This is a genomic window from Empedobacter sp. UBA2044 (assembly GCF_002333005.1).
Taxonomy (GTDB): domain Bacteria; phylum Bacteroidota; class Bacteroidia; order Flavobacteriales; family Weeksellaceae; genus Empedobacter; species Empedobacter falsenii_B.
On sequence record NZ_DDBA01000076.1, the window covers coordinates 1 to 7,805 of the forward strand.

Here is a 7,805-nt window from a genome sequence, read left to right on the forward strand (position 1 = left end):
AGGATATGACGTACCCACATATAGAAATGGGTTGACAATGGATAGACGCTACCCTGGTACACATTTATCAGGAAGTAATCCATTATACACTATTCTTGCTACAGCAAATGAAGTAATTGAATATATTCCTGAACAACAAATTATTGTTTCTAAAGGAGTTTTAGTTCAAAATCCATAGGATTGAGAAACATTTGTAAAACTAAAATCCGTTCGACTATCGAACGGATTTTTTTATATTTTGATTACTAACTTTCTATTTTTATTGTTTTCAACAATTCTGGTAAAACGGTATTCGTAAATTCTTCTTGGGCTTCGATTAACAAAGGTTTATAATCGTGATAACGATTAGAAAAATGACCTAAAATTAATTTCTTTACATTGGCTTGTTTCGCAATCATTCCAGCTTCTTTTGCAGTTGTATGCCCTGTGTAAACCGCTAAATCTTTCAATTCGTGTAAAAATGTTGATTCGTGATATAACAAATCGACATCTTTTATAATTGGAACAATATCTGGTTTATATTTTGTGTCCGAACAAAACGCGTAACTCAAGGACTTTTGAGCATCAAATGTTAAATAATCATTCGGAATTATTTTTCCAGATTCTAACGTAAAATCTTTTCCATTTTTCAAATTTTGATAATCGCAGATTTCAATTTCTGGAAATTCCTCGATCGTATCCATATTCAATTTTCGAGGTTTTGGCTTTTCTCGAAAAAGATAACCATTTGTATAAACTCGGTGATTTAGCGGAATAGAATAAACTTCAACTTTATCATCTTCAAAAACTAAAACAGATTCTTTTGTATGCAATTCGTTGAAAATAATCTCGAATGAGTTATTAGATTCTGTTAAACGTAATTGTGTTGTAATAAATTCCTCAATTCCTTTCGGACCATGGATATGCAAAGGCATATCGCGACCAAGCAATTGAAGTGTAGAAATTAATCCAATCAATCCAAAAACATGATCGCCGTGCAAATGCGATATAAAAATGTGATTTATTCGGTTGAATTTTGCCTTCGCTTTTCGCAATTGTACTTGTGTTCCTTCTCCGCAATCAATCAAAAAATAGCGTTCTGCGATGTTTAATAATTGAGCGGTCGGATGCGTAAAAGCTGTTGGTAATGCTGAATTAAATCCTAATATTGTTAGTTGTAAACTCAATTTACGTTTAGATTAGTTAAAAAATCGTTTAATTTTTCGACAGCTTTTCCTCGGTGGCTAATTGCATTTTTTTCTTCAGGAGACATTTGTGCAAAAGATTTTGAAAAACCATCAGGAATAAAAATCGGATCGTAGCCAAAACCATTGTCACCCATAATTTCAGTTGCAATAGTTCCATTCACTCGTCCTTCGAAAAAATATTCCTTTCCATCCAAAATTAAACAGAAAATAGAAATAAAATACGCTTTTCGATTTGTTTTTCCTTCCAATTCTTTCAACGCTTTTGCAATATTATCTTCGTCTTTTCCTGTGCCAGCATATCGAGCAGAATATACACCAGGTGCTCCATTTAACGCTTCTATCACTAATCCAGAATCATCTGCAAAGATATTTTTCCCAGTTTTATCGAAAATAGTTTTCGCTTTTAATTGCGCATTTTCTTCGAAAGTTGTACCAGTTTCTTCAATTTCATCAAAGAAATTAATATCAGTCAATGATTTCATCGATAGGTAAGAAGGTAACATTTTTGTAACTTCTTTTACTTTATTGTTGTTATGTGTGGCAAAAATTAATTCCATTTATATTGTTTTTTGTTCTGTTTTTTTGATTAATAAATAGACAGATAAAATTCCGATAAGTGTCATTCCTCCAATTAATAAATAATCTCTTTGCGCAAAAACTTCGCCTTCCATATCGCCCTGCATTAGCATTAACGAGTACGAAAGAGTGTTGTTTAGGAAATGTAATAACATAGGTAAAAACAACGATTTTGTGCGATAATAAACTATTCCAAAAATGATTCCTAAAAGTCCAGCGCCTATAAATTGCCAAGGATTCATATGTGCACATCCAAAAATAAATCCATTGATTAAGATTGCAGTTGTAGGATTTACATTGAAATTTAGCATTCCTTTCAAGATTATTCCTCTGAAAATAATTTCTTCGAAAATTGGAGCCAAAATACAAATCATAATAAATCCAGCGATTTTGTAATCTAACATCATTTCAAAAGAAGCTTGAAAGATTTTATAGATTTCTTCTAAAGGTCCAGTTGTTGGAATTAAACTTGTTGCAACCTCGGCTAAAGGCAAAAGAAATAACCAACAAGCTATTGATAATATGAGCTGAATTGGAGTAAAAGAATGTTTGATATCTTTTAAAATTGATGCAAATTTAGTTTGTGTCAACATCAATAAAATAACAATTGCGCAAACCGTTCCTGTTAAAAATCCTAACGGTAAAAGTAAGTGATTAAGCGGTTTGTAAAAAAGTGCTGGAGCAGAAACAAGTCCGCCAGCAAACTGCATTATAATCACTGCAATTGCGCTATACAAAAGAGCTTTTCCAATACCAAAACTTAGTTTATTTTCTTGCTTAGGAACAAATTCTTCAAATGGAGAGGTGTTATTCATGATGATAAGGTTTACCCTGCAATATACTAAATCCTCGGTAAATTTGCTCAGTCAAAAATAGACGAACCATTTGATGCGTAAATGTCATATTGGATAAAGACATTTTTTTATTTCCACGATTGTAAACAGATTCGTCAAAACCATAAGGACCACCAATCACAAAGACAAGATTTTTGACAGATTGATTCATGTAATTCTGAATATCATCTGCAAATTGCTTCGAAGTAGGTTGTTTTCCTTTTTCATCCAAAATAATAACAAAATCTGTATTGATGATTTTATTCAAAATTTGCTCAGCTTCTTTTTGTTTTTGTTGAATTTCGGACAAATTTTTACGATTTTTGATGTCAGGAATTTCAATTCTTTGATAATTAATGTGCGAAGGCAATCGATTTTCATACTTTTGTAATAGCATTTCGATGGCTTTTTCGTCTGTTTTACCGATACAAATGGTCGTAATATTCATTCAAAATTATTTATTGAGACAAAAATATGCGCATTCTACAAGATTTTAAAACATATACAGGAATAAATTATTTTCGAGATTGGTCGAAAACAAAATTGATGAACAAAAATACGGGCATCACGGTATATGATTTCTTGAAAGTTTTTTGGATTCGCGTCATGAAAGGTAATTTTCCGTTGCGTTCGGCGGCAGTTTCGTGGATTTTATTTTTTAGTATGTTTCCATTTTTGCTTTTTTTGTTTAGTATTTTACCGCATTTGGTTTATTACCAAGAAATAAAAAACTTGCTATTTACACAACTTCTTCCTCAACTTTTACCTAAACATGTGAGCAATGAAGTGATTTCGTATATTGATAAAACGACGGCTGTACAAGGAAAACGTAAAGTGAATTATTTCTTGATTTTGATTACAATTTTTATGTCATCCAACGGAATACAAGGGATTATAAATGGATTTAATGTTTCGTATCAAGATGTTTATGTAAAGCGAAAAAACTCAAAATCGAGAATGATTTCGATAATTTTAACCTTGTTTTTTACAGTTTTTATTGTGTTACAAGTGTTTTTATCTTATTCGACATCAATTATTTGGAAATACTTAACCAACGTTTCATTTTTAAGTAAACTTGGACAATTTTCGTATTTAATCAACTATTTTTCGGTATTTATTTTTTATTTTGTTTCGATGTGTATGTTGTATTATTTCGGACCAAATCACAAAAAATCGCGTAGTACAGTTATTCCAGGGGCATTGTTAACTTCTGTTTTGTTCTTGTTAACTGTGATTGGTTTTAATTCGTATTTAAGTTATTTTACAAATATTGATTTGTTTTATGGATCGCTTGGATTAGTGATGATTATGATGATTTTTGTTTACATCAATGTTATTTTGATGTTAGTTGGTTATGAATTGAATATGTCAATTAATTACACCAAAAATTACGAATACGTTAATCATATTGACAATAATCGATTCATTAATTTGGATAAATTTTAAGGTTCATTTAAAAGATGCCCGCAGGTTTTGCAATAAATAGCACCATCTAGGTGGTAATCATCGCCACAATTGCGACATCTTTGCGTGTTTGTAGGAATATCTTCCTTATGTTTAGCCGCTTTATTCATTTCCATAGTTACAATACTTGTGGGAACAGCAATTACACCATAACCTATAATCATTACAACAGAAGCTAAGAATTGTCCTAAACCAGTGACAGGTGAAATATCACCATAACCTACTGTTGTTAAAGTAACAATTGCCCAATAAATACTAATTGGTATACTTGTGAAACCAGATTCGGGATGATCGTGTTCAACCATATACATAATCGAGCCAATTACAACAACAATTAATACTACAAATGATAAGAAAACGATGATTTTATCTTTACTTTCTTTCAGTCCTAACACCAACACATTTTTCCCACGAGTAAATCGAGTAAGGTTAAAAATTCTGAAAATACGTAGTAATCTTAAAATACGAATACTTGCTAGGTACTTACTTGTAGGTAAAACTAAACCAAGATAAAATGGTAAAATAGACAATAAATCAATAACTCCATAAAAACTAAAAATATATCGCCAACGATTTTTAACGCAATAGATTCTTAATAAATATTCTATAGTAAACAAAAAGGTTAAAATCCATTCTAAAGATACTAAAACTGTATGGTGTCTTGCGTTAATTGCCGGAATAGACTCCAACATAACTAAGCCAACACTCAATAAAATTAAAAGTAATAAAGAGATGTCAAAAAGTTTTCCATAAGGTGTATCAGCTTCAAAAACTATATCGAATATTTTTTGTTTTAGCTTCTTTTCTTCATCAGCTCCCATTCTTTTTAGATAAGGAAATCTACCTTTAAACATTAGTTTATATTTTTGGAATGAGCTAAATTAGGAAAAAATTTTAGTATGAATATTCTATTGACTGGTGGAAGTGGATTAATTGGTTCAGAATTAACAAAGATTTTAATTAAAAATGGACATCAAGTTCGTATTTTGACAAGAGAAAAAGAGATTGAACATCCTTTTTATCATTGGGAGAAAGATACAATTGATGAAAAAGTTTTTGAAAATTTGGATGGAATTATTCATTTGGCTGGAAGCTTAATTGCGAAAAGATGGACAAATTCTTACAAAAAAGAAATTTTTTCGAGTAGAGTTGATACAGCGAATTTACTTTTTGAGTATGTCAAAAAATTGAATATTGATTTGAAATTTTTTATCTCCGCGTCTGGAACTGCTTATTATGGACAAATTACTTCGAACAAAATTTTCAAAGAATCTGATGAACCGAATATTGATTTTTTAGGTAAAGTTTGTGTCGCATGGGAAAATGCTGCTTATCAGTTCGAAAAAATAGGTGCAAGAGTGGTTTGTCTTAGAACTTCTTTTGTTTTGTCTAAAAACGGCGAAGGTTTCAAATTATTAAAAAAACCTATTCAACTTGGTGTAGGAGCAAATCTAGGTAACGGAAAACAATGGATGCCTTGGATACATATTACAGATTTGATACAAATGTATGCGGAAGCTGTAGATAATGATAAAATAAAAGGAAGTTATAACGCATCTTCACCGCAATATATAAATCATTCGGAATTCAATCATACGCTAGCGAGAAAAATGAATAAACCTTTTTTTATTCCTAATATTCCTGCTTTTGTTATGAAATTAGCATTAGGTGAGATGAGTAGTTTAGTCCTAAATGGATCTAGAATTGACGCAACTAAAATTCAAGAAACAGGTTTCAAATTTCAATATCCTACTTTAGAAAAAGCGTTAGAAGAATTGATAGAAAAGTAACGAAAATTTTATTTAGATTATTCTTTATGTATTGTTGTGTATTGTACTTTTGCAGGAATTACAAATTGAAATGAAATTAAAAATTACTTTACTCTTTTTATTTATTGCATTATATACAAATGCGCAATCGAAAGATTTAAAATTCGGAAAAATTTCGGAGCAAGAAATTAACTTAACTCAAGTTCCTTTCGAGAAAAATGCAGATGCTGTTATTCTTTCGGAAGAAGGAAAAATGGATTTAACTTCGTCTAATTATTATTTGACTGTAAAACGAAGAATCAAAATACTGACTGATAAAGGACTTGATGAAGCAAATATACAACTGAATTATTACAGCAAGAATAGAAATGAATCTATAAGCGGAATTAAGGGAGGTACAATTAATATTGTAAATGGAGTAGAGCAAATGACTCCGATTGATGAAAAAGAGATTTTTGATGTTTCTTTAAATGAATTGTATGCTGCAAAACGTTTTACTTTTCCAAATGTAAAAGTTGGTTCTATTATCGAATATACTTATATCAAAAGTAGCGAACACAATTTTTCTATTGATGCGTGGAATTTTCAACATGATATACCAACGCTTTCGAGCAAGTTTCGATTAAATAATCAGGCTTATGGTACATATTCGATTATTACAATTGGTGATGGTTTGAATACAAAGTATAAAGGTAAATCTAGTTCAACGGAATGGTTATTACATAATATCCAAAGTTATAATCAATTAAAATACGTTTATAATCCTGAAGATCAAAGTGAACGAATTAAAATTCAGGCAGCTAATTATCATACAGATGGAGCAAAGAAAACTACGATGAGCGCGTAGATAGATTTGATTCAAGATATAAATGCACAATATGATTTGTATCGAAATCCTTCTGCAATCAGAGATGTTGCGCAAAATATTCCGAATGGAAAAGATGAGGTAGAAACTTTGAAAAATGTGATTGAATATATTGATTCAAATGTAAAATGGAATAGATTTTATGGAATTATTCCAACGCGTTCGAACAAAACTTTATTGAAAGAAAAGTCTGGTTCTACGGCAGATATGAATCTTTTATTGAATGAAATTTTAACAGCTAAAGGTTTCGAAACTTCGATGGTTATGTTTAGTAGTCGTCATCATGGACAAATTTTGTTTTCTTATCCAATTGTCAATCAATTCAATTCTGTTTTAACAGTTGTGAAATTAAATAATGGTGCTTCAAATATTATCTTAGATGCTTCAAAATTAAATAAAGAACAAATCGAATTTGGACCTTTAGATGTGTTTAATTATCATGGAATTGTCATCAAAAAAGGTGAAGCTTCGTTTGTAAAGTTGAATCAAAAATTGTCTTATTACGAATCATCATTAAAGTATGATTTTATGAGTAATGGAAATTTAATTCTTTATCGTAAAGACAAATTCAATGATTATTTTTATGATGATGCTGCAGACGAAGAAAATGTTTTGAATAGATATTTGACTGAATCTTTAGATGTGCGTTTAGACGAAGAAATTAATGATAAAACGGTTTTTGATACTGATTCTTACGTTAAAAATTATAAAGCAAAAGCTGTAATTCCGAATGCTCCATTTTATACATTTATAAATCCTTTGCGCGAATTTCTAAAACAATATACTTTTGAAGATAAAAATCGTCAGCGCAAAATAGAATTTAATTATCCTTATTTGTTTAATATTCAGGTGAAATCTAAAATTCCAGATGGTTACGAAGTGATAATTGATGAAAAATACAAAGCACATCACAAAACTGAGCTTGGTTTAGAGTATTATCAGGAAGCAAAAGTGAAAGATGGACAATTGATACTAGCAATTCAATTTTTATTGCCAGAAGGTGTTTATGAAGCGGATAAATACAATGAATTGAAACAATTTTTTGAGAAAATAAAAACAGAATCTCTGAAAGAAGTTTTAATGAAAAAGAAATAAATAAAATCCCGCACTG

At 30.2% G+C, this 7,805-nt stretch carries 9 protein-coding genes; 4 read left to right on the forward strand and 5 right to left on the reverse strand.

The annotated features are described in order from the left end of the window. Positions 1-245: 245 nt before the first annotated feature. From B4E59_RS13890 to rlmH, 4 genes are read right to left on the reverse strand one after another with little or no spacing between them, the layout of a single operon-like run. Positions 246-1,166, reverse strand: coding sequence for a ribonuclease Z (locus B4E59_RS13890; protein ID WP_219034751.1), 921 nt, complete (start codon positions 1,164-1,166; stop codon positions 246-248). After that, on the reverse strand, positions 1,163-1,744 hold the full coding sequence (rdgB, locus tag B4E59_RS13895; RefSeq protein WP_219034752.1) for an RdgB/HAM1 family non-canonical purine NTP pyrophosphatase: 582 nt from the start codon (positions 1,742-1,744) through the stop codon (positions 1,163-1,165). The genes B4E59_RS13890 and rdgB overlap by 4 nt, the downstream gene beginning before the upstream one ends. Further along, positions 1,745-2,578 (reverse strand): CPBP family intramembrane glutamic endopeptidase, encoded by an 834-nt coding sequence (locus B4E59_RS13900; RefSeq protein WP_219034753.1) that lies wholly within the window; start codon positions 2,576-2,578, stop codon positions 1,745-1,747. It abuts the gene before it with no gap. After that, positions 2,571-3,044, reverse strand: a complete 474-nt coding sequence (rlmH, locus tag B4E59_RS13905; protein WP_115001348.1) for a 23S rRNA (pseudouridine(1915)-N(3))-methyltransferase RlmH — start codon at positions 3,042-3,044, stop codon at positions 2,571-2,573. The genes B4E59_RS13900 and rlmH overlap by 8 nt, the downstream gene beginning before the upstream one ends. Positions 3,045-3,070: 26 nt before the next feature. Between rlmH and B4E59_RS13910 the strand changes: the two genes are divergently transcribed. Next, positions 3,071-4,042, forward strand: coding sequence for a YihY/virulence factor BrkB family protein (locus tag B4E59_RS13910; RefSeq protein WP_219034754.1), 972 nt, complete (start codon positions 3,071-3,073; stop codon positions 4,040-4,042). On the opposite strand, the gene B4E59_RS13915 is transcribed toward B4E59_RS13910, so the two are convergent. Next, positions 4,039-4,914 carry an ion transporter gene (locus tag B4E59_RS13915; RefSeq protein WP_286495960.1) on the reverse strand — a complete coding sequence of 292 codons (876 nt, stop codon included), beginning with the start codon at positions 4,912-4,914 and terminating at the stop codon, positions 4,039-4,041. The genes B4E59_RS13910 and B4E59_RS13915 overlap by 4 nt on opposite strands. 45 nt (positions 4,915-4,959) lie before the next feature. Here B4E59_RS13915 and B4E59_RS13920 point away from each other — a divergent pair, with 45 nt between their 5' ends. From B4E59_RS13920 to B4E59_RS13930, 3 genes are all read left to right on the forward strand, one after another. Further along, complete coding sequence (locus B4E59_RS13920) at positions 4,960-5,850, forward strand: TIGR01777 family oxidoreductase (protein ID WP_221856027.1); 891 nt, start codon at positions 4,960-4,962, stop codon at positions 5,848-5,850. Between the two features lie 70 nt (positions 5,851-5,920). Then, positions 5,921-6,676, forward strand: coding sequence for a DUF3857 domain-containing protein (locus tag B4E59_RS13925; protein ID WP_125348827.1), 756 nt, complete (start codon positions 5,921-5,923; stop codon positions 6,674-6,676). A 6-nt stretch (positions 6,677-6,682) separates the two neighbouring features. Continuing rightward, positions 6,683-7,789 carry a DUF3858 domain-containing protein gene (locus tag B4E59_RS13930; RefSeq protein WP_219034758.1) on the forward strand — a complete coding sequence of 369 codons (1,107 nt, stop codon included), beginning with the start codon at positions 6,683-6,685 and terminating at the stop codon, positions 7,787-7,789. The last annotated feature ends 16 nt before the right edge of the window (positions 7,790-7,805 follow it).

Coding starts and splice junctions, on each gene's coding strand:
- rlmH (WP_115001348.1), bottom strand. CDS start 3,044: ATGAATATTACGACCATTTGTATCGGTAAAACAGACGAAAAAGCCATC.
- B4E59_RS13925 (WP_125348827.1), top strand. CDS start 5,921: ATGAAATTAAAAATTACTTTACTCTTTTTATTTATTGCATTATATACA.
- B4E59_RS13910 (WP_219034754.1), top strand. CDS start 3,071: ATGCGCATTCTACAAGATTTTAAAACATATACAGGAATAAATTATTTT.
- B4E59_RS13920 (WP_221856027.1), top strand. CDS start 4,960: ATGAATATTCTATTGACTGGTGGAAGTGGATTAATTGGTTCAGAATTA.
- B4E59_RS13915 (WP_286495960.1), bottom strand. CDS start 4,914: ATGTTTAAAGGTAGATTTCCTTATCTAAAAAGAATGGGAGCTGATGAA.
- rdgB (WP_219034752.1), bottom strand. CDS start 1,744: ATGGAATTAATTTTTGCCACACATAACAACAATAAAGTAAAAGAAGTT.
- B4E59_RS13900 (WP_219034753.1), bottom strand. CDS start 2,578: ATGAATAACACCTCTCCATTTGAAGAATTTGTTCCTAAGCAAGAAAAT.